The organism is Marinospirillum sp. (assembly GCF_035271045.1).
Classification (GTDB): Bacteria; Pseudomonadota; Gammaproteobacteria; order Pseudomonadales; family Halomonadaceae; genus Marinospirillum.
In genome coordinates this window covers 112,257-137,015 of record NZ_DATESC010000001.1, presented here as the reverse complement: position 1 = coordinate 137,015, position 24,759 = coordinate 112,257, and the positions used below count along the sequence as shown (strand labels likewise).

Genomic DNA, 24,759 nt, shown 5'->3' with positions numbered 1-24,759 from the left:
ATTAACAGCCAAGCAACAAAAGAGCGATAGGCAAAGCGTACTTCAATCGGTAAGATTACTAGCATTAGCCTACCCAATACCCACAACAGACCTTAGAATAATACAATGATTAATGGATTTATCACTTCACAAAAAATGAGCCACTCTTTTATTAATAGTTTGTTTATTAATAGTTGGGTTATCTTTTTATTTGTAACGCTGCTGCTACCCCCCTTAGTTTGGGCAAATGCGTCTAACGAATCAGATTTGCCGATGAGTCAGTTTAACTTTCAAGGTTATGTACCCGACAGTAAACAAAGCCGTAGAAAAGAGGACGACCCTAACCTCATTCGAATTCACGTTGCCCCAGACCTTTATTGGGTGTTGGGGCAAATACTTGATAGCTATCAATTACAGCAAGCAAGTACGTTTCGAATTCATCAAGGTAAGGACACAGACCACACCAACCTAATTAGTGATGGTTATGTCTTTGATTTAATCGTTAGTAACGAAATGGATTACCTACAAAGTCTGCAACGCAAAAATACTATTAGCGAAATACAAGTGCTGGCTTTAGGGCGTTTAGGCTTATGGGCGCCCAGAGAAACAGTACGTAGTACCAGCGTTGTAACACTTCAAACTGGCGCAATTGGCTTAATGCCAGAGGATAGCGTTTATCACCGCGCGGCTTTAGAAGTCTTAGAGCGTAATAATATAAAAACGCAAGTACAAAAACGTTTAAAAAGCATAACCGTGTTTCAAGACCTTTATGCATTAATTGATACTAACGAAATTCCACTAGGCTTTTTGCCTTGGAATCGTCTAGTACAAGCAGGCATCGAACAACGCCGTGACGTGCTAAAAATTAACAGCGACCACCACGGCGTTATCGTTCACGGCATTGCTTTAACTAAGCAAGGTGGCAATAGAAACGACGTAAAAGACTTATGGCGCTACATTAATGGCTCTAAAGGCAAAGCAATCTTCAAAGCGGCAGGGTTTGATTAGCGTAACTACATACTTTAATGCATTAAGGTAAAATGCTTAATCCAGTTGTCACTTCCATACTTAACGCCGTATAATGCTTGCTCGCAGGAGAGAGGGCAAAGTTTCACTCTGCTCCGCCGAAGGCGCAAACTCCCAGAAACGCTCAGGCACATGTACTGCGAACTCACTTAAATTAGCCAACTGGAGAGCGATTGCTTTAGGCAATCCACCGAAGGGGCAAGCAGCAAATTGCTGCGTAAACTCTCAGGTACACAGGACAGAGGGAGAGGCATTACTGTCAGCAGGAGTCCTGCGTGCTTACCTATATCTATCTTATTGCCATTACTGCCGAAGCCATGTCTGGTGCGCTAGCCGCTGGGCGACGTAATATGGATCTTTTTGGTGTTGCCTTAATTGCGTTTATTACTGCCTTAGGTGGCGGTACTGTGCGTGATATGTTGTTGGGCAATTACCCTGTTACTTGGACACAACACCCACCTTATATTTACCTAACCATTGGCTCAGGCCTTGCGACCATGCTGGTTGCGCGTTTTATGCAAAAGCTCCATCAGGTTTTTTTAATTTTAGATGCGATGGGTTTAGTGGCGTTTACAATTATTGGTTGTAATGTTGCTTTAAGGCTTGGTTACGAAACGCCGGTGATTATTATGGCTGGAATTACTACGGGAATTTTTGGTGGTATTTTACGCGATATTATGTGTAATCGTACACCGCAAGTGCTGCGCCATGAGCTTTACGCCAGCGTGTCTTTGGTTGTGGCTTGTTTGTATTTGTACTTAAAATCAATCGGTATATCGGATGATATTAATACTTTGGCTTCTTTTAGCTTTGGTCTTGCTTTACGTCTTGCGGCTATTCGTTGGAAGCTTTCTTTGCCGGTGTTTTCCTATTCCCCTGGTCGCTGGGGCGACTAAGACTAAAAAATTAAAGTAGATCCAGCGGCTCCACCATTCCGCCATCCTTGGCGGTCAGAGGTGCTTGCAGCGATCTGAAAAACTCATGCTACCTAAGAATATTCGCCTAACTACACCGCTATCCGTTCATAACTTGCATCTAAGCTTTCTGCTGTTTTGGCGTTGGTTACCACGGCCACACTGGCTAGCTCTGGCTTTAGGTAAGCAGCGGCAACTCGTAGTAAATCTTCCCCTGTTACGGCTAAAATACTGGCTCGGAAGGCTTTGCGGCTTTCGGGTGTGCGGCCAAACAAGCTAGAGAAGAAGGTAGACCTTGCCTCACCTGCCGGTGAACCAGGTTTATCGATTGAAGCCACCACACCTAAAACTGCTTCCTCCAACTTTTGCTGGTCAACCGGCTGTTCTTGCAACCAAGTTAAAGAAGCATAAAAATCAGCAAGCGTGCCTTCTACTCTAGGATCACGGTAAGAAAAGAAACGAAACACTGCATCGCCATTATCCTGCCCAGCACCTGCGCCATAAGCACCGCCCTGTTCACGAATCGCACGGTGTAAAAAGCCATTACGCAAATAATCACCCAACACGGTTAAAGCTGCTGCATCAGCATGGCCGCCTGGAACCGTGGGGAAAGCTAAGGCACAAAAGTTAACCTGAGTACTGGTTAGCCATAACTGTTTTACTGGCTCACGGGTTTTAGGTAACTGCAAACCTTGCCACTCTGCTGCTACTGGCAAACTTGCCCAATTATTTTGTAAAGCATCCAACATAGCTTGCTGATGGTCAGCTTCTGCCACTAACAAAAACTGCCTAGGCGCTTGCTTAATTTTGTTATGCAAAGCCACTAAACTTGCCGATAACGCTTCTAACAGTTTACTGGCTTCGGTTTTATCGCCTTCAGCTTTAACCTGCTGAGCAAGCGCTTTAGCGGATTGAATCGCCACCAAGCCCGAAGTTTGCTGAGTAAAATTAGCCACAGGGCTAAATTTTGCAGCAGCAGCTTGCATGGCTAAAGCATGGCCACGCCCCGTAATGGAATTAGCTAAACGCGCACTACGCTGGGCAACAATTTCTGCAATTCTAGGTAATTCATCAAAACGGGCTTTTTCAAGGGTTTCCGCCATTAAAGCTTGCAGCGCTTGCTGATTAACCGCCAAAGCTTTACCCGATAACACCAAGTAGCCGCTAACCTGCTGTTCATCTTCTTTAGCACCACGCACTGTAAAAGACGCACTTAAACCACCCGACACTTCACTTTGTAACGCCTGATTTTCACGGTAATCCCGCTCAGCACAACCCAGTTCCGTCATACAATGGGTAAACAAAGGCATTAATTGCTGTTCCGCTTCAGTTAATTGCGGTAAATCTAACACCGCCTGCAAATACACCAAGCCATTAGTACCCGCCGTAAACCACTGGCCGGTTAAATCACCCACCGCCACCGTTTCAGCCGTAGGTAAATTCATTTCTAACGGCACATCTTGCAGGGTTACTTTAGGTAACAAACTATCGTCATCGACCTGCTGCTGACGGGCTTCTAAAGCTTTGGCCTGCTCAACAATTGCCTGCTTTTGTTCCGCTGTTAGCTCGGCTTTCATTACCGCTAAACGTGCTGCTTCTGCTGCATCTTTTTTAGCCGTTAAAGTATTATCGGGGCGCAAAGTTAGTCGTACACGGTGTGGGTTATCTAACAACCATTCACGAATTAAATTAGGAATAAAGTCCGCATCTTTCACCGCTTCACGCAACTTTGCTAAGGCAGGGTCTATATTTAATACCGAAACTGGGTCGCCACGGTGAATCGCTGCTGACATACCGGCCAAAATTAACTGCAAACCAAACGGCATACCATCGCCAGTAATTTCACGCTGGTTTAATTCCAACTGGTGCAACTGCGCCGCTACGCTACGCGGGTCAACGCCTTCATCAACAACTTTCTGCAAAGTATCTAAAATCAACTGCTCAACTGCTTCGGCATCTTCTGGCTCACTGCCTTCCAAACCACACACAAAACTCATTTCACGGTTAGAATCTTCTAAACCACACAAGGGCGACGGGCCACTGCCTAAACTGCTGGATTCCAAAGCCGCCATTAAGGGCGAGCTAGAATTATCCAACAACACCCGCTCTAACAAATGCGCCTTCATTAACGCATCAATATCTATCGAACGCGGCAATAACCAACCCACCACATGATGAGTTTGTTTAGACAAGTCTTCTTGGTCTAACGCATAAGCTTCTTCCACACGCACGGGCGAAAAATAACGCTTTTCATCCGGCACACTCAACTCAAGATCGCTGCGCTCAAAACCCTTTAATGCCTGTTCATGGATTTTAGTTTGCAAATCGGCAACGTCTAAATCACCAAAGGTCATAAACACCGCATTGCTGGGGTGATAATGACTGGCATAAAATTCACGCAACTGCTCGTAGGTTAAGTCAGGAATTGAAGCTGGCTCACCACCTGAATTATGGTGATAAGTGGTTTCAGGAAATAAATACTTGGTAAAAGTTTGCCATAAAGTCGAAGTAGGCGAACTCATCGCCCCTTTCATTTCATTAAATACCACACCCTTATAAACCAAATCAGATTCAGGGTTATTCGGCTCAGAAAATTCAACCCTATGACCTTCTTGGGCAAAATCCATCGGGTCTAAACGTGAGAAAAACGCTGCATCTAAATACACATCCAACAGGTTATCAAAATCTTTTTGGTTCAAACTGGCAAAGGGGTAAGCCGTCCAATCGCTGCTAGTAAAAGCATTCATAAAGGTATTTAACGAACGACGCGTCATCATAAAAAACGGGTCACGTACCGGAAAATGCTCGCTACCACATAAAGCCGTGTGCTCTAAAATATGCGCCACACCGCTAGAGTCTTGCGGCATGGTACGAAACGCTACCAAAAACACCTTCTCTTCCTGCTCTGCTGCCAAATGAAAATGCTTAGCGCCGGTTTGAATGTGTTCGTACTCTTGCACTTCTAAATTTAACGATGCAACCCTTTCGCTACGCAAAAAACGAAAACCAGACCCTAACTTAGGTATCAAAGACATAAAAAACCTCAAAAAAACTAAATGACCTAGAGACTTCCTAGGAAAAAATAATGACCTAACTTACTTGTTCTGATTAACTAAATCTAATGGCTTTTCCAATGCATTAGGAAGCCATTCATTTTTCAATAAACGTTGATCTGCCAATTGTAAACGCCACTTTAGCCAGTTAGTCATTGATTGTCGTAACTCGGCTTGTAAATAATCACCACCCGCGCTTTGCTCAGAATCACGATTAAAACTAAACCAACCCTTTGGCGATAGCCAACCGGTCATATTACCACGTTGAACAACCACGCCATCCCTGCTATCGCTATCAGGTTTAAGTAGTGACCGACCAAAACTAGCCACCGGCTGAGTGATACCTAATAAATCAACCAAGGTTGGCAGCACATCATACTGAGAAGCATAAGCCACCTCTCGGCTAGGTGGTAACGACTGATCGGGTGTGTAAATCAGCAAAGGTATACGAAATGACGTGTCTAATTCAGTTGCAGAAGCACGCAGCACATGGTCAGCTACAAAAACAAAAACGGTATTTTCATACCAATCTTGCTTAGACGCATGATTCATAAATTCGCCTAAAGCCCAGTCACTATAAAATAAAGTGTTTAAATAGGCTGACTTAGTGTCTTTACCGTGCTCATAACGGTGAAATTTTGCACCCGGATCAGGAAAAGGCTCGTGCGTTGTCCCCGTAAAAAGAAACGCAAAAAAAGGTTTTTGTTCAGGGGTGTTGTCAAGGTAATCAGCTAAATGCATTAACACTTCATAATCCCACCCAAACGCAGGTACTTTTACAGGGTACTCAAGCCTAAGTGGTAGATCTTCTTTACCAAAATATTCATCAAACCCCATCGCCGCAGCAATGCCATCCATATGAAAAGAGCGTCGGTTAGAAGACTGCATCATTACACTCTCGTAGCCTCGTTCTCCCAATAACGACGCAAGGCGAGTCATTCGATTCTGCTCTAAACCCCAACCTACAACAGGCTGACTTTCTAATAATGGCACAGACGTTAACACGGCTTGAATACCTTCAATGCTTCTTTGACCCGCTGCATAAGCATTTTCCCAAACACGCGACTGATTTATCAGCTTATCCATATTCGGTGTTACACCATAATCACCACCAGAAAGCCCATCAATATACTCAGTGCTCCAGCTTTCTAACAAAATAACCACAACATTTTTATCCGTTTTTATCCTAGGTGTAGCCAAAGCACCAAAGCGCTGCAAAAAAGGATCTTGAGCCGCTGCATATTTTAGGGTGTTTTCTGCCAATGCATTGGGCGAAAAAAAATCTAAGGATGTATGCTCATCATTCAAAGCACGACGCAAACCATGAATCACCGCAAAAGCACCATTTAATGCCAGTGCCGCCTGCTGTTCATTGCCTGCTGCATGAGCATCAACAAGGCTTAATGGTTTACCGCTAAGTAAGCCGCCTCTTGCAGAAAAAACCAACAAGACTAAAGCCAGCACACTACCCAGCGCACGAATTGGGAAACCACCATTTAATTTAGTCATAGAGGGCACAACCACCCACTTTTGCCACAACCAAGCCAGCAATAAAATACTCGGCAATGCCAGCAAAAAAACCAGTAAGCGAGAAGTTAATGCTAAATCAACCAGCATACCCAAATCTTGGGTTAGCAATAATAGCTCTCGACCGGCATGGCGATAAACCTCACCAAAATAAAGCATATCGCCTAAATTAATAGCCCACAAAACGACCAAAAAAGCAAAGCTCAACCATAAGAGCACTTGTACACTAATCGCCCGCATTTTAAAGTTAAAAGGCAAAATTAATAACAAAGAAAATAATCCAACAGCAACAACTGTAATGGCTGAATCAAAACGCAACCCAACTAAAAAGGCAGTAACAACATCAGCCAAAGAAAGCGAAACAAAATAGTCTGGATAAATACACCAGAAAATCAAACGCAGCACTGTAAATACACTTATCGAAAAAATCAGTATCCGTAAAGGTATTCGTATTAGATTACCCATATCCCCCCTTGAAACAATCATTAGTTTCAGTTCATTTTTTAGCACTATTCTTCATCTTTAAAATAAAAAGAAAGCGCTTTCATCGCTTGCAAAACCCAAGAAGGAAAGCCCTCTTTAGCCAAAGGTTGATAATTATTATCACGAACGATAGAGCGGCCAAAATCATCAACCGTTACAATACGATTATCACTTATAAAGGCATAATCTGAATAACTAGCAGCAATAAACCAGGGCTTTTCACTTTCTTTATCAAAATTCAAAATATCCCTACCAACACTATAATCACTTAATGAATTAGTACAGCCCAAATAATTTTCAAAAAGCGTTGGAATAACATCATAATGGGTTGTTGTAGCATCCACACTTTCTTTACTAAAATTTGAATCGTACAAGATAAAAGGAACACCTAGCTGCCAAGTAGAAAAATTACTATTATGCCCCCAGTAATTCATATTCAAATCATTAAACTCTTGACCATGATCACCCGTGATAACCACCAAAGTATTATCCAGCAACCCTTTTAGTTTTAAATCTTTAATCACCCGCTCAATTTGAGAATCAACAAAATGTACAGAGTTTAGGTAGCGATTAACAAAAGGCGTTGGTTCAAAATCTGAGTTTAACTGAAAGTAATTAACCTTTTCCCATACCGGTTGAAAAACCTCTGGGTAGTTAGCTGGATAATCATAGCCATGCGGTGCATCATAAAATAAGAATCCAAAAAAAGGATCTGCAACATTATTCGTTTGCTGTTCTGCCAACCAAGCTAACCAATCATCGGTTAAATTAATATCTCGCTCAGAAGGAGAACCCCCTTGTGATTCAGCCCTTAAATTATTGATACTTGCAAAAACAGTACGATCAAATTCTGGTTTTCTAAGTTGGGCGCTAGCAAATACACCCATATCATAACGTTGGTTTTGCAACTCAGTAATAAGCGGACTTGGGATGCCATTATTTAAGAAAGAATGCCAGTAGGTTGGTGGCACACCATAAAAAAGTGAAAAGATACCGCCGCGCGTACTATTGCTACCACTAAAATGTTTATTAAAAGTAATAGCATTTTTTTGTGCCAGATTAAAAATATTCGGTGTTATTTCTTTAGAGATTGCATCTGCTCGCCAAGAATCAATCACAACAACCAGTATGTTTTTAGGTTGCTCTAATTTTTCACACTGCAACATGGATTTTGGATAAATTAAATCACCCGTATTAGTTGTTAAATTAACCCTAGAGTTTTTAAGTTTTTCTTTGTCGACCAAATCATACTTAAGCATAAAACGCTGAGCCGTTGTTGCATGCATTAAGGGATAAAAGCGTGCTTGGCTTGTAACATCATGAATACTGTTAGCATCCGACAAGGCATGTAAAAAATGACTTGCCAGTAAAAGGGTTAGAAACACTAGATGTAAATACCTACTTTTGCGACCCACAAGAAAACGAATAATCGCTAAACAAACAAGAACAGCAACAAAAAAACAGATCAGTAAACCAGCTAATAATAAAGCCCACATATCCCATGAAAAAGAAATAACTTGGCCATCGGTATCACTTAACATTAAATCAATAACAAAATAACTAATATGAAATCTGTATTGATCGAAGACAAAAGTATCAACAAGTAGCAAAGTAGACGATAATGACAAAACAATGGCAGAAACAATTAAAAGCAACCGAGGTAGCGGTAATAAAGCAATAACCAATAAAGGTAAAAAAATTAACAACGACAATAGCCAATAATGTGATGGCAGAGTAGTAAAAAAATAGCTCCAACCTAAAGTGCTTTCTGGCCAAGGCATCCAATGAAAGTACCTTAACCCAATAAGGCTAAAAATCACAACATTGATTAAAATCAACCAAGCTAAAAAACTGAAACGATTACTAAAACTTTTCATGAATTAAAAAACCCTAATAAGATAAAAACTTCCCTTAAAATTTAAGCATCAATGCAAAAAATTTAAAACCTGAGCCGGTGAAATTTTTTGTAAACAGTTTGTATGACCTAGTGGACAGGTACGCTTAAAACAAGGTGAGCAGTCTAATTGCAAATAATGAATTTTATTATTAGCTGTTAAGGGTGGGGTATAAGCCGGTGAAGAAGAGCCATAAATAGCATGAACTTTTGTACCAACCGCTGCTGCAACGTGCATTAAACCGGAATCATTGGTAACAGCAGCTTCTGCTGCGGCTAATAAATCGACCACATCTGCTAACTGAGTTTTACCACACAGGTTATGCAGTTCAGCTAAACCGGCTGCTGAGATTTCAGCGCCCGCTGCTGCATCTTTTGCCCCACCCAAAATCCAAACTTGTTTACCCGCAGCAACCAATTTTTCTGCCAATTCACGAAAATAAGCCAACGGCCATTGTTTAGCAGGGCCATATTCTGCACCGGGCATTAAAGCAATCGCAGGTTTATCACTTAATCCTAAGCTTTTAAACAATACTTTTTGGTGTACCAGATCAACCTCTAACTTAGGAAAGCTAATCGTTTCTGGTGTAAAGTCTGTATTGGTAGCCAAACCTAAAACGGTATAACGCTTGACTGTTTGGTCTAGCAGTTTTTTATCTAAAATGCGCCGATCATTTAATAAGCCGTAGCGCTGCTCACCTAAAAAACCTGTTCGCAAAGGAATTTTTGCAGCAAAAGGGACTAAGGCAGACTTCCACGAACGCGGTAAAATAATGGCTTGGGTGAAGCCTTCATTCATCAAACTGCGGCCTAACTTCCAGCGCCCCGCCAAACCAAATTGTCCATGACCAAAAGGTAAAACCAATGTTTTAGTCACCTCTGGCATACGTGCCAAGATAGGCTCAGACCAACCTGAAGCTAACACATGAATTTCACAGGCAGGAAAACGAGAGCGCAGTAGCTTAAATAAGCTTTGTGCCATCACCATATCGCCCACCCAAGAAGGGCCTACCACTAAGATTTTTTGCAAAATTCACTACCTAAACTAAAGTCTATAAAAAACTAATCGTTCAAAATTTTATTATAAAGAGAGAAATAAGCTTTTGCCATGAGTGCCGGATCATAAGAATCTGAAAATACTTTTGCATTAGCAATTAATTTAGGTAAGTCAATATTCCTTGTATCACCTTCTATGGCATCAATAATCTGTTCTAATGCATTAGCTAACTGGTCTGGTTTTCCAGCGTCTACAAGCAAACCTGTTTCTTTGTGCTTTATAAGGTCTGGAATACCATCAACGTTACTCGCAACGATGGGAATCTCAAGATCCATCACATCAAGTAAAACAGAGCCTAAGCCCTCATTAAATGAAGGAAAAGCAAAAATATCAAAGCTTGCAATATAATTAGCTATATCCTCTTTAAAACCTTGAAATTTAATACTATCAATGCCTTTTGCTAAATCTTTTAAATATTGTTCATCGCTACCCGAACCAAAAAAATGAAACTCAATATTAGAGTATTTTTTGTTTATAATACGAGCAGCCTCAATTAAAACAGATTGCCCTTTATGTTTATCAACCAGCGCACCTACCTGCCCAATAATAATTTTACCTTGCTGGCTAGTCTTTAAACTCTCTACTATTTTTTTATTTACAATAAAGTTAGCCCGTGAACTAGGAATAAGTTGTGTATTTTTGAATCCTGCGCTATCAATACCATTTTTAATAGCATTAGAGATACAAGCAATTTGACTGGCCTGTCCGTAAAAAAGCTTTTTCATACCCGTTGCATTTATGGTTTGTGGAACTCGACGCGTCAAAAGGTAAGGCGTTGACAGTAATAGCTTATGTATAAAAGCCCAATGAACACCTTTGGCATCATGAGCATGAACAATATCAAGTTTAGGTGCTTTGAAATGACACAAAAGTTGGTTAGGCGTATGAATTAAATAAATATTCGGAATACCTGCTAATTTTTTTTTAAGCTTTTCACTACGACAAAAAACCCATTGCTCTAAAGTATTTGTATTCTGTTCTGCAAGTAATTTTATAAGCAGTTCCGTTTGTCGCTCACCACCTCTGTAACCAGAAGCTAAATTCACATGACCAATACGCATAAATGACCTTTTAAATTAAATAATACTTAAAATAGCTTTATTCACTTCTGTAGGTGAAATACTAAGAATTGGGTATTTCTCATCTGAATTTTCTTTATTAGGCACTACACATTTAGAAGCCGTATGTACCAAGAACCATTCTGGTTTTGTTTGATCGAATATACCAATAAAACCCTGTTGCATACATTGTGCAATATGAGCAGGGCCACAGTCATTAGCAATTGTAATATCAACCTGTGATACTAAAGCAGCAATGTCTTTAATCTTTAAATCAGTATACAGAAATGAAGTAACTGACAGTTTTTCATTAATTAAAGTTGAATTATTAACAAGCAAGTCAATGGCTTTTTTCTCTTCAATTTCATCAGGTCCAACAAGCCAATGTAAAACGACAGACTTATTCTTACTAAAGGCTAATAGCTTTGCTGATTCAAAAAAGTTTTTTACACCCCATTTTTTAAATTCACCCGCACCACCACCTGGCATTATACAAACATTCAATGTATCGTCTTGATTACAAAAATTTATTATTAAATCAGAAGTTGATGCAACTTCAATAAAGGGTAATCTTAAATGATTCATTAACTCAGTATTATCAATACCATCCTCAACTGATGCTAATTGTAGATAGTGTAACCCACGATAAACAGATGGATTGAATTCTATTGATTTCTTCCACAAACGGTTTAAAAAGCGTTTTTTTGAAAAACCAAAATTTTCATCTATTCTTGCTAGCAAACTTAAAAATAAGTAGCGATAGCTTGACGGTTGAAAAGAAACTAATTTTTCTGATTTATAAATCAGTTTTAAATCAGAAAAAAAGCCACCTTGGATAAAAAAATTATCAATCCAATTAAATTGACTATAAAACCAATTAGTATCTTGCTTTGAAATAATGCTAATTTCTATAGGATTTTTGATAGCACTATTTTTTTTTATATAAAACAGTGCTGGTATAGTTAAAATCTGCGCACCAAAATGCCAGCGATTCCTTAAAATACAAATAGTTTTCTTTCTGTTTATCGACATTTAACAACTCCTATCAATATAAGCATTCAACTCATTACGAACCATCCCATAAATAAAAGAAAAAACAATAATAAAAGCATAAACTCCAACATTATAGGACAACTTAACATTAACTAATGAAACAAAAAAGTAATGGATAACACCTAAAAAACCAGCAAGCGCCAGTGGGCTTTTAATCAAATAGAAAGATCGTATGAAAAAATGAGCAAGATAACCCAGCCACAACAAATAAAACAAAAGAGCAAAAATACCATTAAAAACTAAAATATTTATGAACTCATTATGTAAATGTGAAAATGTTTTTATATTAGGATTATATTCATCTGATACATTGTTTTTTGCTTCTCTTTCACCCTTCACACCCAAACCTAATACTAAATCATCTGCAACAGAATCAATACCAAACTTCCACATTTCAAACCGAAGACCAGTACTAGTCCCAGAACCTTCACCTACAGAATACAACTTAATTTCATTTAATGCTTGACTCACCCTTAAATTTATTGTGTCGGAAACACTATAAGATAAAAAAATCAAGGCAAATAAAGCAAATAAAGACAAAATAGATTTTTTTATATTAAAACCAAAAAACACTAAAGAAAGAACTATCAGTATAAGTGGAATTGATATCCAACTTCCTCTATTTGCAGCAAGAACGGTAACATACATAGAAGAAATAAAAAGCACTATCGGTATAATAAAAATTAAATATTTAACTGATTTACTGTAAATAATTTTAGATTTTTTATTAAAAACAAGCCAGATAGCTGCTAAAGACATTACTCCAAAAAAGGAAACTATATCTGCAAAAGCATTAGCACCTTTAACTGAGACACGATCAATATCTTTTACTTCATGCTGCCAAAGAGCAATTGATAAGGAAGTTAAAATCATTATGCTTGAAGCAATAAAAAAAACATTATTAAATCTTATTGGTAAATTTATACAGGCTAATGGAATAAAGCAAGCCAATAGAACCTTGAAATGCAACTCAAAATCTGACAGTTCTGAACCAGCATATAACTCAGAAAATACAGCTATTAATCCATAACCAAACAAAAAAACAAAAAACGGATCAAAAATATTGTTTTTAATGACCCTACGTTTAGTATTGCATAATAATAAATAGGCAAAGTGAAAAAGTGAAAAAGCTAAAATAATACTACCTGCGTAACTATAAATTCTCCCAACAAAGAAAAATGATACAAAAATAAAAAAAATAAAATAAAATAAAAAACTAAAAAAATGTTTTTTAATGTTAGAATCAATCATTATCATTTTTATACTGCCCTAATTTAAAATACTTACCTTTTAATCGCCGCCAAATAAATCTCTAGTATAAATTTTGTCAATAACATCGTCTAATTCTGAAGTAAGGCGGTTAGTCAGTATGATTTCTGATTCTTTCTTAAACAATGCTAAATCACTAATAACCCGCGACCCAAAAAACTCGGTTACTTCAAGCACTGGTTCATAAACAATCACTTCAATGCCTTTGGCTTTAATGCGTTTCATTACCCCCTGCATAGCACTGGCTCTAAAGTTATCTGAACCTGCTTTCATAATTAAGCGATAAACACCTACCACCTTGGGGTTACGCTCTAACACCGCATTAGCAATAAAATCTTTACGCGTACGATTAGCATCAACAATGGCGGCAATAATGTTATTAGGTACTTGTTGATAATTAGCTAATAACTGTTTGGTGTCTTTAGGCAGGCAATAACCACCGTAACCAAAAGATGGGTTGTTATAATGATTGCCAATACGCGGATCTAACCCTACGCCCTCAATAATTTGGCGACTGTCTAAACCACTGGCTTCGGCATAGCTGTCTAATTCATTAAAATAAGCAACGCGCATCGCTAAATAGGTATTAGAAAACAACTTAACCGCTTCGGCTTCGGTGCTTTCTGTAAACAGCAGCGGCACATCTTTTTTAATCGCACCTTGCAACAGTAATTGGGCAAACTGTTCGGCTCTGGCAGAACGTTCACCCACAATAATGCGCGACGGGTATAAGTTGTCGTAAAGTGCCTTCCCTTCACGTAAAAATTCAGGTGAGAAAATTAGGTTTTGGGTATTAAAACGCTGTTTTGCTTCTTTTGTATAACCTACCGGCACGGTCGATTTAATCACCATCACTGCATTAGGATTAACCGCCATTACCGACTGAATAACGGTTTCAACACTTTGGGTATTAAAAAAATTCGTTTGTGGATCATAATCAGTCGGCGTAGCAATAATCACAAAATCCGCATGGGTGTAGGCCGTTGCCGCGTCTAAAGTGGCTGTAAAGTTTAATGTGCCACCCCTTAAAAAGGCTTGAATTTCAACATCTTCAATCGGTGATTGCCCAGCATTTAGCAACGCTACCTTTTCTGGCAAGATATCTACCGCAATGACTGCATTATTCTGAGCCAACAGCAGCGCGTTAGAAAGCCCTACATAACCTGTACCGGCAACAGCTATTTTCATGAAAACATCCAAACACTGATAAGAATAGGCGGCAACTTTATCACAAGCGAAACGTTTGATGGGTGTGTTATTAATGTCGCTATTTATTGTTGGTCTTTTAGAACTTGAACTAATTCACTTTTCCAGCAAGGTACGCCATAACCCAGCAGGGTTTCAATTTTAGTACAATCCAGCACCGACCAAGCAGGCCTTTTAGCCGGTGTTGGGTAGTCGGCTGTGGTAATGCTTTTTACTTCAGGAAGTTTACTGATTAGGTTTAACGCAAGGCCCTGCTTAAAAATTTCTACAGCAAAATCATGCCAAGTACCCCTAGGCGAATTGCTAAAGTTATAAATACCCCAAGGTAAATCACCTTGCTGCTGGTAGTTTTTGGCTAGCTGCCAAAGCACTTGGGCAATGCTAGCCGCACTGGTTGGACAGCCGTACTGGTCAGCAACTACCGTTAATTCATCGCGTTCTTTACCTAATCGCAACATTGTTTTAACAAAGTTACTACCCTCAGCACCAAACACCCAACTAGTACGCAAAATAATGTGTTTACTGTGTGTTTTAGCCAACACCTGTTCACCTGCTAACTTACTGACACCATAAACACCCTGCGGATTAACAGCAGCGGTTTCTTGATAAGCAATCGTTGCGTTACCGTCAAACACATAATCGGTTGAAATATGAAAGAGTGGAATATCTGCGGCTTGTGCTGCTTCTGCTAACCAAGCCACACCCTGCTCATTCACAGCAAAAGCTTGTGCAGCATTACTTTCCGCTTTATCCACTGCTGTATAAGCTGCAGCATTAATGATTAAACTAGGGCGGTATTCTGCAACAGCAGCAGCAACCTGCTGCTGATTGGTAATATTAAGCTGATCTGAACCCAACCCAATCACCGTAAAACCTGCTGGTGCAAGCTTAACTAATTCTGTGCCTACCTGCCCTTTTGCGCCGGTAATAAGGACTTTAACCATAGTATTTTTAACTTCCCAAGTATGGTAAACCAATTAAATTTCAGTGTTTAGCAACTGTTCTACTTGCATTAGGCTTAAATAACCTTGAATTTGTGGCGCACAGATGCCAGTTTCTAAATAGTGAACATTGCCTAAACGGGTGGGGTATTTAACAAGGGTATGACCGCAAACAACAGCATTAATATTAGCAACTGGGTGCTCTAATTTTTTATGCAGGCGATTGCGTATCAGCGTAGTTGCATCTAATAATGCTTGCGTTATGTCACCTTGCCAATTTTTTAAAACTGCCCAATCATCATCAGGCACTTCAGCATGAACAATACCTAGGCGCTGTTCAGCATAGCTTAACTCAATGGCTAAAGGCATTTTAGCCTCCATCAACGCGGTCATATCGTGCAACTCAGCTTCGCTATAAAGCAAAGCCCAACCGCCACCGTGCTTTTGCCAAACTTGGGTAGCAGAATCATCGCCCGCTAAACTCAGTTGCATTAAGCGCTCGTGATTACCCTGCACAGAAAAAAACCAGCTTTCGTTAACCAGCTGTAAACACGGGTAAGAATCAGGCCCACGGTCAATTAAATCACCCACCGCCACCAAACGATCACGGCAAAAATCAAACTTCACCTTATCTAAAGCCTGCATTAGCTCGGCATAATAACCATGCACATCACCCACCACAAAATCCCGCCCTAAAAGGTTCTTGGGTAATTGCTTTAAAACCTGCATTACTTAACCAGTTCTTTCATGGCTGCATCTAAGCCCTCAAGGGTTAACGGAAACATTTTCCCCTCAACCAGCTTATGAATCATGCCAATAGAATGCGTATAGCCCCAGTATTTTTCAGGCGTTGGGTTAAGCCACACGGTTTTATTCCAGTTATCCAGCACGCGCTTTAACCACACTTGCCCCGCTTCTTGATTCATGTGTTCAACGCTGCCTCCTGCGACAGCAATTTCATAGGGCGACATAGCAGCATCACCCACAAAAATGACTTTATAATCGGTACCGTATTTATGCAGCAGCTCCATTGTAGGAATGCGCTCGTTAAAGCGGCGGTTGTTGTCTTTCCAAACCGATTCATACAAACAATTATGAAAGTAAAAATGCTCTAAATGCTTAAATTCCGTGCGACAAGCGGTAAATAACTCTTCCAGCATTTCAATGTGATCGTCCATCGAACCGCCCACATCCAGCAACAGCAACACTTTGACTGAGTTATGTTTTTCGCGCACCATTTTTAAATCTAAATAACCAGCATTGCGTGCCGTTGCACGAATTGTGCCGTCTAAATCTAGTTCTTCAGCCGCACCCGTTCGGGCAAATTGGCGTAAGCGTTTTAATGCCACTTGAATATTGCGGTTGCCAAGGCTTAAAGAATCATCAAAATTTTTAAATTCGCGCTTTTCCCAAACCTTAACAGCGCTGCGGTTTTTAGATTGCCCGCCAACACGAATGCCTTCTGGGTGATAACCACCATGACCAAAAGGTGATGTGCCGCCCGTACCAATCCACTTGCTACCACCGGCATGGCGTTTTTGCTGTTCTTCTAGGCGCTGCTTAAACTGTTCCATCAAGGCTTCAAGGCTACCTAAACTTGTGATTTTTTTGCGGTCTTCTTCGCTTAAAAACTTTTCAAAGGTTTGCCTTAACCAGTCATCAGGAATGACTTTTTCTAGTAGCTCATCTAGGCTACCAATGCCTTTAAAATAGCTTGAAAAGGCAAGGTCAAAACGGTCATAGTATTTTTCGTCTTTTACCAAACAAGTACGCGCTAAAAGGTAAAAATCATCAAGGTCTGCAAAAGCTAAGCCAGCCTGTAACCCCTTAATCAAATCTAATAGCTCACGTGGCGTTGCTGGCACACCGGCAGCTCTCACTTCTTCAAAAAAATCAATCAGCATGGGTTATCAATCGCTTATCGGTTTTGGCGGCGCAGCATAAAACTTAGGCGCTCTAACAAACCAGCATCCTGCTCATTTTTAACCAAAGCGCCACTAAAAGGCGGTACACTGTTAGTCGCATCTTTATTTAATAGCTCAGCACGCGCTAGTTCATCAGACATTAATAACTTAATCCAATCCACCAATTCTGAAGTGCTGGGCTTTTTCTTTAAACCAGCAACATTTCGTAAATCATAAAAAACCTCTAACGCTTTTTGAACCAGTTCTTGCTGAATGTTAGGAAAATGCACATCCACTATCTGCTGCATGGTGTCGCGGTCAGGGAAGCGAATATAGTGAAAGAAACAGCGACGCAAAAAAGCATCGGGCAATTCTTTTTCGTTGTTAGACGTAATAATCACCAGCGGGCGTTGCTGGGCCTTAATAGTTTCTTGCGTTTCGTAAACATAAAACTCCATACGGTCAAGCTCTAACAACAAATCATTTGGAAATTCAATGTCGGCTTTATCCACTTCATCAATCAGCAGCACTGAAGGGCGCTCACTGGTAAAGGCTTCCCACAGCTTACCCGGCACTATGTAATTACCTATGTCGTGTACACGGTCAGTACCTAGCTGCGAATCACGCAAACGTGAAACTGCATCGTATTCATACAAGCCTTGCTGTGCTTTGGTCGTGGATTTAACGTGCCAAGTAATTAACGGCATAGCCAACGCTGCGGCAACTTCTTCGGCTAACAGCGTTTTACCCGTACCCGGCTCACCTTTAATCAATAAGGGACGTTCTAAGGCAATGGCCGCATTGACCGCTAGCTGAAGTTCTGCGGTAGCAACGTAGTTTTTAGTTCCAGTAAATTTCATGGCGCTCTCTTTCTTTACCAATAAATAAGGGTGATTTTTAATTAAATGCTAGGCAGGGCGTGACTAAGGCGTGTTGTCACCAGCTCACCACTTTCAAAAATAATTAACTCGCCTGGCTGCATAACACGCCAAGTTTCGTCTAGGGTCAACGGCGCGGTTGCAATAACGCTCACCACATCTTTGGGCGTAGTGCAGGCGGCAAAGTCTATTTTTAGTTCAGTGTCTTTTAATTGTGCAGGGCCAAAAGGCGCACGGCGAGTAATGTGTACAAGCTTAGTCGAGCAGTAAGCGTAAAGGTATTGACTATCTGAAATAAGCAGATTAAAAACGCCCAATTCACGCAGTTTTTCACAGCGATCATGGATCAAATACTGCAAAGCTTCTTTGTCTTCTGGCGGCTGTGGAAACGCTTGACGAATTTCACCCATTAGCCAACAAAAAGCCCACTCACTGTCTGTTTGTCCCGTTGGTTTATAATAGCTTAGTGGTAAATGGTCTTTAAAACCGGCAAGCTGACCATTGTGGGCATAACACCAATGCCGTCCCCATAACTCACGTGAAAAAGGATGGGTGTTGCCTAGGTTTACTGCACCCACATTGGCTTGACGAATGTGGCTAATCACAATGCGGCTTTTAATAGGGTAGTTCAGCAGCATTTTTGCTACGGGGGAGTTGATAGACGGAAAGGGGTCTTTAAATTCACGGTAGCCTTCTTGTTCATAAAAAGCGACCCCCCAACCATCACGGTGAGGGCCCGTGCTGCCCCCACGCTGTAAAAAGCCTGCCATACTGAAAGTAATATCCGTTGGTACATTAGCACTCATGCCTAACAACTCACACATTCAGAAACAGTCCTTCATTGTGGCTATTTTTTATCGTAAGTTTAACGTTTAACATCATCATCATCGTCTAGTTCATCATCATTCAACTCGTCAAAATCATCCAAGTCATCCAAGTCGTCTTCATTCTCTTCAAAGCCGTCTAAATCAGCACCTAACGAACCATCTAAGTCTAAAAGTGGCTCAGCACCTTCGTCATCCCCTAAATCTTGACGCGCTTTACGCTTATTAATAAAAGCACGGTACATGAAAAACGCGACCAAAAATAATGCGATATTAGCCAAGCCTACCGAAACATAGACCCAAGGCATTCTTGGATCGTCCCAACTTTCAATCGGGTCAAACAAGCCTATTTCATCTTCATCAAGGGCGGCTGACGCTAGCAAGGTTTCTTCAAGCATTGGTTCAGATTCAGGCGTTGCCACAGGCATACCAATAGGCAATACGGGCAAAGGCATTACTTGTGGCACAGGATTAGGAATTAACACAGGTGCTGGTGGTGGGTTGGCTTCACCTTTAGCGGTAAGAATTAATTCGGGTAACTCGATACTAACTTGCTGACTGGTTTGATTAATTTGCACCAACACTTGAATGGTTTGAGCAACACTGCGATCTAAATTTGCTAGGTCTACTTTCCATTCGCCATCACCACGGTATTCAGCGGTTAAAGGCTGGTCATTGGCACTAATAATGTAATAAATATCTGCTGGCTGAAGGTCGGGGTGCTGCGCTCGTAAAATAACCCTTGGGCTACTGCCATCGTCAGGCAGTTGTAAACTGGCTGCAACAACATCTTGCACATTAAAACTGTGGGTTACTTGGCGTACAAAAGTACGACCATCCACTTCAACTTTAAGCGTTTGCTCACCAATCTGAGGAAAGCTATTTAAAGTCAGTTGATAACGCGGTTTATTCGCCATTAAAGGCATGGCAAAAGTACCCAACTGCTGTGCGCCTTTTTGATGCGTTGCTTTGGTTTCTAATAAGTTTAGAAATTCACGGCGATCAATGGGTCTGCCTTCTTCAGTAAACCAAGCTTCAAGCGTTTGTGGATAACCACGAAAAATAGTCGGGGGCAAATTGGTAGAATGAAGACGAATATCAGAAATAACCGTCACACGGTTGTCTGGGTGCTCCGGTGTTTCTATGTACCATTTACCCGCCAAAGGCGACTCAACCGTTACCATCGTATAGCGGTCATTGCTATGCCAGCGTAAATGAGGATCATTCGAGGTGTGCGTATATGTTTTTCCGTTAGGATCATGCAAGATTGCTGCAGCACCTGGACCATGAAAAACGAGCAGCGTAAACTCATCAATCGTCGGGTCAATTAAAAAGCGGTTATCCTGTAAAGGTACTTCTTCGCTAGGCGCTAAACGATTAATAATTTGCAATAATAAAGGCATTAAATCGGTGGCTTTATAAGCAATGGCGTGTAAACCGCCCGTACGCTGCGCCATGGTTGCCATTAAGTCATGGTCGGCCTCGTCTGATAAAGCCAGTGTATGAATGGTGTAGCCAGCTTTGGCTAATTTCGGAACAAGCACACGCAGCAGATGGTCGCGTGACTGTTGATTTTCAGCTTCGCGCTCTGTAGCCGTAGCCGCTTCAGAAACATCAATTAAACCATCAGAAATTAACACTAGGTGTTTTTGGGGGCTTTTATCACTTTGGTTAACATCTGAAGTGGCCCGCTCTATGGCATTTTCAATGTCTGTAAATAGCCCTACCGAGTTAATTTTTTTGGCTTGATTACGTGCATTGCTGCGCCAAGATTCATTCACATTTCCGTGTGGAACCAGTGAGTTGCTATAAGCACCAAAAGTCCAAATACCTGCTTTACTATCGGCTGGTAGTAAATCAATCAATAGATTAGTGGCAGGAATGCGTAAATTGTTAGGGTCAGTCCTTTTCATGCTGCCAGACACATCAGCCACTAGGCGTACGTCAGGTTGCGCTGCAAAAACCTTAGTAACAGACAACAATCCAGTTATTAGCACTAACAGCATTAGTTTTTGTATCGTTTTGCGTCCAAACATGATCTTCTCCACAACGCATTGTTTATCCCTGCTAAAAAGTTCTAGTGAATGGTGCTATACACTAGACTCTGCAAGGCGGCGGCCCCGCTCCGTTAGGTGCCAACGCAAACCCCAACTTGAATTGACCTTGCCGGTTAAGCCTTTGCTCATCAAGACACTTAATGACTTAATCACATCATTATCGGCTAATTCTAGGTCTTTTAATAAACTGTCTTGTGTACGAAAAATATAACGGCCCGAACCTAAAGCTTTTAATACTTGCGTTGCAGCTACGTCAAGGCTATCCAGCGAATCATTATCTTCTTCACGCACCACATCCATTTCTGTTTCTGTTTCAATCAGTGGCAATAAAGTAATTTGTAGCTGCTTAACTTGTATACGTAAATCTTCAACTTCAAGCTTGGCAATGTCGGCGGCTTGTAAGGTACGGTCTAGCTTATTAGTAACCACTACGCGCGAAGCAATCGCAGCAATTAAACACAAGCCAGTGTAAATAAGTAGCTGGCTAGGATCATTTTGGCTTTGTACGACAATGCTACTACCTACTAAATCAAGTAGCACAGGTACTAAAAATGAAGCACCCACACCCACGACAACACAACGCACCATACCTGTCGTATCACGATTATTTTGGTTCAATAGATAGAAATTAACCAATCCACCAAACACACCGGCTATCAACATAACAAAGGTAAGAACTATAACGAATCCGACCATAACGCAATTTTCCTATAAGTAACTTGAACACAAATAATTTAAACGTTTAGTACGCTTCAACATCTTTATTTACGGCTTCTTTTTGTACAGCTAGGTTAAGTTGTCGCGCTCTTAGCCAACCCAAGATAAATGCTAATGGCCAAACTAAAACCAAAGTTGCAAATAAAGGTGCAATTTTAACAATCACTTCATCGATTGCTAAGTGAGATAACAAATCAATAACCAGCACAATAAAAGCCGGTGCAACGGCTGCTTCATTAACATCTGCCGGTATTAATAAAATGGCCAACTGACTTAAAAAGACACCCACTTTTAATGTAAAGGGCAACCAAAAAAGTAGCTTCCAACTTGCTAACATAAAGAAAAACGAACTAACACAATAAGCTAGCCAACTCAGCGTAATTAGGTTGTCCATATTTAATCTATCCAATGAATAATGCGTTCTTCTAAATCCTTGCCTTTAAATGCATCTTCAGAAATCGCTTTGCCTTGAATACTTATTTCTAAATTATGCATAGCATCTGTATTGCCAGTAAATAAAGGATGCCATAAAGGTAAAGGTTTACTTTCATAACGCAGCCGATAAGCACAAGTTGAAGGTAAAAGTGCATAAACAGCCTTGCCTTCGTCACGAATCGACATACAATCCGGCACGTATTTAATCCGATCTTCATAGTGCTTACAACGGCAAGTCTTTAAATCCAGAAGTTTACAAGCTACGTCAGTATAATAAAGTTCTTCACTTTCTTCATCTTGCAGCTTATGTAAACAACAACGCCCGCAACCATCGCACAAAGCATCCCATTCAAAAGCATTTAACTCAACCAGCGGCAATTCCCAAAACTTAGAGCGCAAGTTAGAGCGAACTTTATCAGCCATTAATAACGTGCCTCGGTAGGAGCACGGTATAAGTCCAACAAATACGTTTCACGCACTGGTGGCATTTGTAAATAAAAACCTTTGGTCATCAACTCGGTACAGATTTTTCTGGCATCCGCTCTGGCCAGCATTTTTTCTGGGGTTAGAAAAAAAGTAAACACGGCTTGAGGCTTACCAAAAATAGCCATTAACGTTTCTGGCACTGCTTTTAAACCGCGCTTTTTATCAATATAAAGGTACATTTCATCTTTAAGACTGCTACGGTAAACTTCGGTTAAAACGCGCATTAACTCTCACCTTTAGGCATTTTATCATCAGACAACTTGCCTTCAATTAATAGCTGCTTCATCAACACTTCTAATGGAGCACGCCGCCAAGCTGGCCAGTTTTCAGGAACTTCAGGCAACTGCTTTTGTGCTAAGGCTTGTAGCCAGTCATCCATTTGTTTACGTCTTGCCAAAAGCTCAACGGGTACACTTAATTGGCTGGCTAAATTAATCATGGCTTTTTTAAGCTGTTTACGCGCGGCTTTATACTCCGGCTCCATCGGTGAAGATAAAGGCGTAGGTAATAGGGCTGGCGGAATCATTAATGCCTGCTTAATTTCATAAATAATTTCTCGACCGTAACGCTTTATCCAGCCGGGTGCTAATTCAATCAACACCACAAAATCACTGGCGGTTTGTGGTTGCCTTTCTGCTAAAACTTGCAGCTGCACATCACTGGCTACACGGTTACGTGGACGGTCAACTTGCCGTGCACGGTCATCTCGCCAGCGGGCTAAGCGTTGCAAAACAGCTAACTGACGTGCATTTAAACGCCACGCTTGCTTACAGCGCTGCCAAGCATCTTGCGGAAGGTCTTCCATCGCTTCTTCAAGTAACCAATGGCTTTCTTCAAGCAAAATATTTAACTGACCTTTTTCTTTTAACTTGGTTTTTAACTGGTGCCAGATAGGTAGTAAAAACTCTACGTCTTGCGCGGCATAAAGCTGTTGTGATTCGGTTAACGGGCGCTGCAACCAGTCAGAACGGGTTTCACCTTTATCTAATACCACGCCTAGGTATTTTTCAACCATACGCTGATAGCCCATCGCAGAATCACCATCAGCAAGGCTAATCGCTAACTGCGTATCAACCAACGGATTAGGTAAAATCCCCAACCAGTGTTGCAACATTTCTAAATCTTCAGAACAGCTATGAAAAACTTTTAAAGGGCCTGTCACCAATAAATTTAGCAAGCATTCTGGACGACCTAACGCCAAGACATCCAGCAAATAGCAAGCTTTACCGTCACCAATTTGCAATAGCGCTGGGCGTGGATAAAAGGTATCCGTACGAATAAACTCAGTATCCATAGCAAGTTCTTCAAGTATTTGCCAGCCAGCACATAATTCTTCTAGGTGTTGCAAATCATCAATCCAGATACGGTCAAAACTCATCCATTGGTTTCCTTAACGGAAGCAAAACCCAGCCGCCCAGAAAAAGCACGAGACAGAGTTCCACCATCCAGATATTCAAGTTCGCCACCCAAGGGAATGCCCCTTGCAAGGTGAGTCACTTTAAGTGGTAAAGAAGAGAGCAGCTCAACTAAATATTGTGCTGTGGTCTCGCCTTCTAAAGTAGGGTTGGTTGCTAAAATAACTTCTTCTACTGGCTCAGTACGCAGCTTTTCAAGCAGCTGATCGAAGCCTAAATCATCAGGACCTATGCCTGCTAAAGGTGATAAATGTCCCAGCAAAACAAAGTAGCGTCCATCGTAAACCCCACTTTGCTCCAGCGCCAGCATATCGGCAGGTGTTTCGACTACACACAGCACTTTAGGATTACGCCGTCCGCTGCTACAAATACGGCAAAGCATTTCTTCAGTTAGGGTACGGCAACTGGCACAATGCCCCACCTCCGCCATACTTTGCTGTAAAATGCTTGCTAAATGCGTTGCACCAGCACGGTCTCTTTCTAAAAGCTGCAAAGCCATACGCTGGGCACTTTTAGGCCCCACACTGGGTAAGCAACGCAGCGCTTGAATCAGCGCTTCAATTAAAGGGCTAAATTGCATCGC

The 24,759-nt window shown here is 41.0% G+C and carries 22 protein-coding genes and 2 riboswitches; of the genes, 2 read left to right on the top strand and 20 right to left on the bottom strand.

The window, feature by feature from the left end; translation table 11 throughout:
• Positions 1-105: 105 nt before the first annotated feature.
• Both VJY63_RS00595 and VJY63_RS00590 read left to right on the top strand, forming a co-directional pair.
• Positions 106-987: a substrate-binding domain-containing protein gene (locus VJY63_RS00595; RefSeq protein WP_324047606.1), complete on the top strand. Its 882-nt coding sequence runs from the start codon at positions 106-108 to the stop codon at positions 985-987.
• Positions 988-1,061: 74 nt separating this feature from the next.
• Positions 1,062-1,155, top strand: a riboswitch (glycine riboswitch).
• A 2-nt stretch (positions 1,156-1,157) separates the two neighbouring features.
• Positions 1,158-1,257: riboswitch (glycine riboswitch) on the top strand.
• A 23-nt stretch (positions 1,258-1,280) separates the two neighbouring features.
• A complete protein-coding gene (locus tag VJY63_RS00590; protein WP_324047605.1) occupies positions 1,281-1,901 on the top strand; it encodes a trimeric intracellular cation channel family protein in 621 nt (206 codons plus the stop codon).
• A gap of 110 nt (positions 1,902-2,011) precedes the next feature.
• On the opposite strand, the gene VJY63_RS00585 is transcribed toward VJY63_RS00590, so the two are convergent.
• The 20 genes from VJY63_RS00585 to recR all read right to left on the bottom strand — a co-directional run bounded on the left by VJY63_RS00585 (position 2,012) and on the right by recR (position 24,756).
• Complete coding sequence (locus tag VJY63_RS00585) at positions 2,012-4,954, bottom strand: insulinase family protein (protein WP_324047603.1); 2,943 nt, start codon at positions 4,952-4,954, stop codon at positions 2,012-2,014.
• 60 nt (positions 4,955-5,014) lie between these two features.
• Positions 5,015-6,964, bottom strand: coding sequence for an LTA synthase family protein (locus tag VJY63_RS00580; RefSeq protein ID WP_324047601.1), 1,950 nt, complete (start codon positions 6,962-6,964; stop codon positions 5,015-5,017).
• Positions 6,965-7,008: 44 nt separating this feature from the next.
• Entirely contained in the window at positions 7,009-8,859 is a 1,851-nt protein-coding gene (locus VJY63_RS00575) for a DUF3413 domain-containing protein (protein ID WP_324047599.1), read from the bottom strand.
• 48 nt (positions 8,860-8,907) lie between these two features.
• Positions 8,908-9,906 carry a lipopolysaccharide heptosyltransferase II gene (gene waaF, locus VJY63_RS00570; RefSeq protein ID WP_324047598.1) on the bottom strand — a complete coding sequence of 333 codons (999 nt, stop codon included), beginning with the start codon at positions 9,904-9,906 and terminating at the stop codon, positions 8,908-8,910.
• 32 nt (positions 9,907-9,938) lie between these two features.
• A complete protein-coding gene (locus tag VJY63_RS00565; protein WP_324047596.1) occupies positions 9,939-10,994 on the bottom strand; it encodes a glycosyltransferase family 4 protein in 1,056 nt (351 codons plus the stop codon).
• A 15-nt stretch (positions 10,995-11,009) separates the two neighbouring features.
• Positions 11,010-12,023, bottom strand: a complete 1,014-nt coding sequence (locus tag VJY63_RS00560; RefSeq protein WP_324047594.1) for a glycosyltransferase family 9 protein — start codon at positions 12,021-12,023, stop codon at positions 11,010-11,012.
• A complete protein-coding gene (locus tag VJY63_RS00555) occupies positions 12,024-13,301 on the bottom strand; it encodes an O-antigen ligase family protein (protein WP_324047593.1) in 1,278 nt (425 codons plus the stop codon).
• Between the two features lie 33 nt (positions 13,302-13,334).
• Positions 13,335-14,501, bottom strand: a complete 1,167-nt coding sequence (locus VJY63_RS00550) for a nucleotide sugar dehydrogenase (protein ID WP_324047591.1) — start codon at positions 14,499-14,501, stop codon at positions 13,335-13,337.
• An 83-nt stretch (positions 14,502-14,584) separates the two neighbouring features.
• Positions 14,585-15,463 carry a dTDP-4-dehydrorhamnose reductase gene (rfbD, locus tag VJY63_RS00545; protein ID WP_324047589.1) on the bottom strand — a complete coding sequence of 293 codons (879 nt, stop codon included), beginning with the start codon at positions 15,461-15,463 and terminating at the stop codon, positions 14,585-14,587.
• Positions 15,464-15,496: 33 nt separating this feature from the next.
• On the bottom strand, positions 15,497-16,189 hold the full coding sequence (locus VJY63_RS00540; RefSeq protein ID WP_324047587.1) for a metallophosphoesterase: 693 nt from the start codon (positions 16,187-16,189) through the stop codon (positions 15,497-15,499).
• Entirely contained in the window at positions 16,189-17,364 is a 1,176-nt protein-coding gene (locus VJY63_RS00535; RefSeq protein ID WP_324047585.1) for a vWA domain-containing protein, read from the bottom strand. The genes VJY63_RS00540 and VJY63_RS00535 overlap by 1 nt, the downstream gene beginning before the upstream one ends.
• Before the next feature lie 14 nt (positions 17,365-17,378).
• Positions 17,379-18,224: a MoxR family ATPase gene (locus VJY63_RS00530; protein ID WP_324047584.1), complete on the bottom strand. Its 846-nt coding sequence runs from the start codon at positions 18,222-18,224 to the stop codon at positions 17,379-17,381.
• A 41-nt stretch (positions 18,225-18,265) separates the two neighbouring features.
• Positions 18,266-19,066 (bottom strand): class II glutamine amidotransferase, encoded by an 801-nt coding sequence (locus VJY63_RS00525; RefSeq protein WP_324047582.1) that lies wholly within the window; start codon positions 19,064-19,066, stop codon positions 18,266-18,268.
• 41 nt (positions 19,067-19,107) lie between these two features.
• Positions 19,108-21,102, bottom strand: coding sequence for a vWA domain-containing protein (locus VJY63_RS00520; protein WP_324047580.1), 1,995 nt, complete (start codon positions 21,100-21,102; stop codon positions 19,108-19,110).
• A 54-nt stretch (positions 21,103-21,156) separates the two neighbouring features.
• Positions 21,157-21,819, bottom strand: coding sequence for a YEATS-associated helix-containing protein (locus tag VJY63_RS00515; protein WP_324047578.1), 663 nt, complete (start codon positions 21,817-21,819; stop codon positions 21,157-21,159).
• 46 nt (positions 21,820-21,865) lie between these two features.
• A complete protein-coding gene (locus VJY63_RS00510; RefSeq protein WP_324047576.1) occupies positions 21,866-22,234 on the bottom strand; it encodes a hypothetical protein in 369 nt (122 codons plus the stop codon).
• A gap of 2 nt (positions 22,235-22,236) precedes the next feature.
• A complete protein-coding gene (locus tag VJY63_RS00505; protein ID WP_324047574.1) occupies positions 22,237-22,698 on the bottom strand; it encodes a YcgN family cysteine cluster protein in 462 nt (153 codons plus the stop codon).
• The gene (locus VJY63_RS00500) at positions 22,698-22,985 is read right to left on the bottom strand and encodes a YcgL domain-containing protein (protein ID WP_324047572.1); all 288 of its coding nucleotides are present in this window, start codon (positions 22,983-22,985) and stop codon (positions 22,698-22,700) included. Before VJY63_RS00500 ends, VJY63_RS00505 begins: the two co-directional genes overlap by 1 nt.
• Complete coding sequence (rnd, locus tag VJY63_RS00495) at positions 22,985-24,139, bottom strand: ribonuclease D (protein ID WP_324047570.1); 1,155 nt, start codon at positions 24,137-24,139, stop codon at positions 22,985-22,987. The genes VJY63_RS00500 and rnd overlap by 1 nt, the downstream gene beginning before the upstream one ends.
• The gene (recR, locus tag VJY63_RS00490; protein WP_324047569.1) at positions 24,136-24,756 is read right to left on the bottom strand and encodes a recombination mediator RecR; all 621 of its coding nucleotides are present in this window, start codon (positions 24,754-24,756) and stop codon (positions 24,136-24,138) included. Before recR ends, rnd begins: the two co-directional genes overlap by 4 nt.
• Between the last annotated feature and the right edge of the window lie 3 nt (positions 24,757-24,759).

Excerpts from the sequence above, each read along its gene's own strand:
- VJY63_RS00595 (WP_324047606.1), top strand. The coding sequence starts at position 106 with ATGATTAATGGATTTATCACTTCACAAAAAATGAGCCACTCTTTTATT.
- VJY63_RS00585 (WP_324047603.1), bottom strand. The coding sequence starts at position 4,954 with ATGTCTTTGATACCTAAGTTAGGGTCTGGTTTTCGTTTTTTGCGTAGC.
- VJY63_RS00580 (WP_324047601.1), bottom strand. The coding sequence starts at position 6,964 with ATGGGTAATCTAATACGAATACCTTTACGGATACTGATTTTTTCGATA.
- VJY63_RS00575 (WP_324047599.1), bottom strand. The coding sequence starts at position 8,859 with ATGAAAAGTTTTAGTAATCGTTTCAGTTTTTTAGCTTGGTTGATTTTA.
- VJY63_RS00565 (WP_324047596.1), bottom strand. The coding sequence starts at position 10,994 with ATGCGTATTGGTCATGTGAATTTAGCTTCTGGTTACAGAGGTGGTGAG.
- VJY63_RS00560 (WP_324047594.1), bottom strand. The coding sequence starts at position 12,023 with ATGTCGATAAACAGAAAGAAAACTATTTGTATTTTAAGGAATCGCTGG.
- VJY63_RS00555 (WP_324047593.1), bottom strand. The coding sequence starts at position 13,301 with ATGATAATGATTGATTCTAACATTAAAAAACATTTTTTTAGTTTTTTA.
- VJY63_RS00550 (WP_324047591.1), bottom strand. The coding sequence starts at position 14,501 with ATGAAAATAGCTGTTGCCGGTACAGGTTATGTAGGGCTTTCTAACGCG.
- rfbD (WP_324047589.1), bottom strand. The coding sequence starts at position 15,463 with ATGGTTAAAGTCCTTATTACCGGCGCAAAAGGGCAGGTAGGCACAGAA.
- VJY63_RS00540 (WP_324047587.1), bottom strand. The coding sequence starts at position 16,189 with ATGCAGGTTTTAAAGCAATTACCCAAGAACCTTTTAGGGCGGGATTTT.
- VJY63_RS00535 (WP_324047585.1), bottom strand. The coding sequence starts at position 17,364 with ATGCTGATTGATTTTTTTGAAGAAGTGAGAGCTGCCGGTGTGCCAGCA.
- VJY63_RS00530 (WP_324047584.1), bottom strand. The coding sequence starts at position 18,224 with ATGAAATTTACTGGAACTAAAAACTACGTTGCTACCGCAGAACTTCAG.
- VJY63_RS00525 (WP_324047582.1), bottom strand. The coding sequence starts at position 19,066 with ATGTGTGAGTTGTTAGGCATGAGTGCTAATGTACCAACGGATATTACT.
- VJY63_RS00520 (WP_324047580.1), bottom strand. The coding sequence starts at position 21,102 with ATGTTTGGACGCAAAACGATACAAAAACTAATGCTGTTAGTGCTAATA.
- VJY63_RS00515 (WP_324047578.1), bottom strand. The coding sequence starts at position 21,819 with ATGGTCGGATTCGTTATAGTTCTTACCTTTGTTATGTTGATAGCCGGT.
- VJY63_RS00510 (WP_324047576.1), bottom strand. The coding sequence starts at position 22,234 with ATGGACAACCTAATTACGCTGAGTTGGCTAGCTTATTGTGTTAGTTCG.
- VJY63_RS00505 (WP_324047574.1), bottom strand. The coding sequence starts at position 22,698 with ATGGCTGATAAAGTTCGCTCTAACTTGCGCTCTAAGTTTTGGGAATTG.
- VJY63_RS00500 (WP_324047572.1), bottom strand. The coding sequence starts at position 22,985 with ATGCGCGTTTTAACCGAAGTTTACCGTAGCAGTCTTAAAGATGAAATG.
- rnd (WP_324047570.1), bottom strand. The coding sequence starts at position 24,139 with ATGAGTTTTGACCGTATCTGGATTGATGATTTGCAACACCTAGAAGAA.
- recR (WP_324047569.1), bottom strand. The coding sequence starts at position 24,756 with ATGCAATTTAGCCCTTTAATTGAAGCGCTGATTCAAGCGCTGCGTTGC.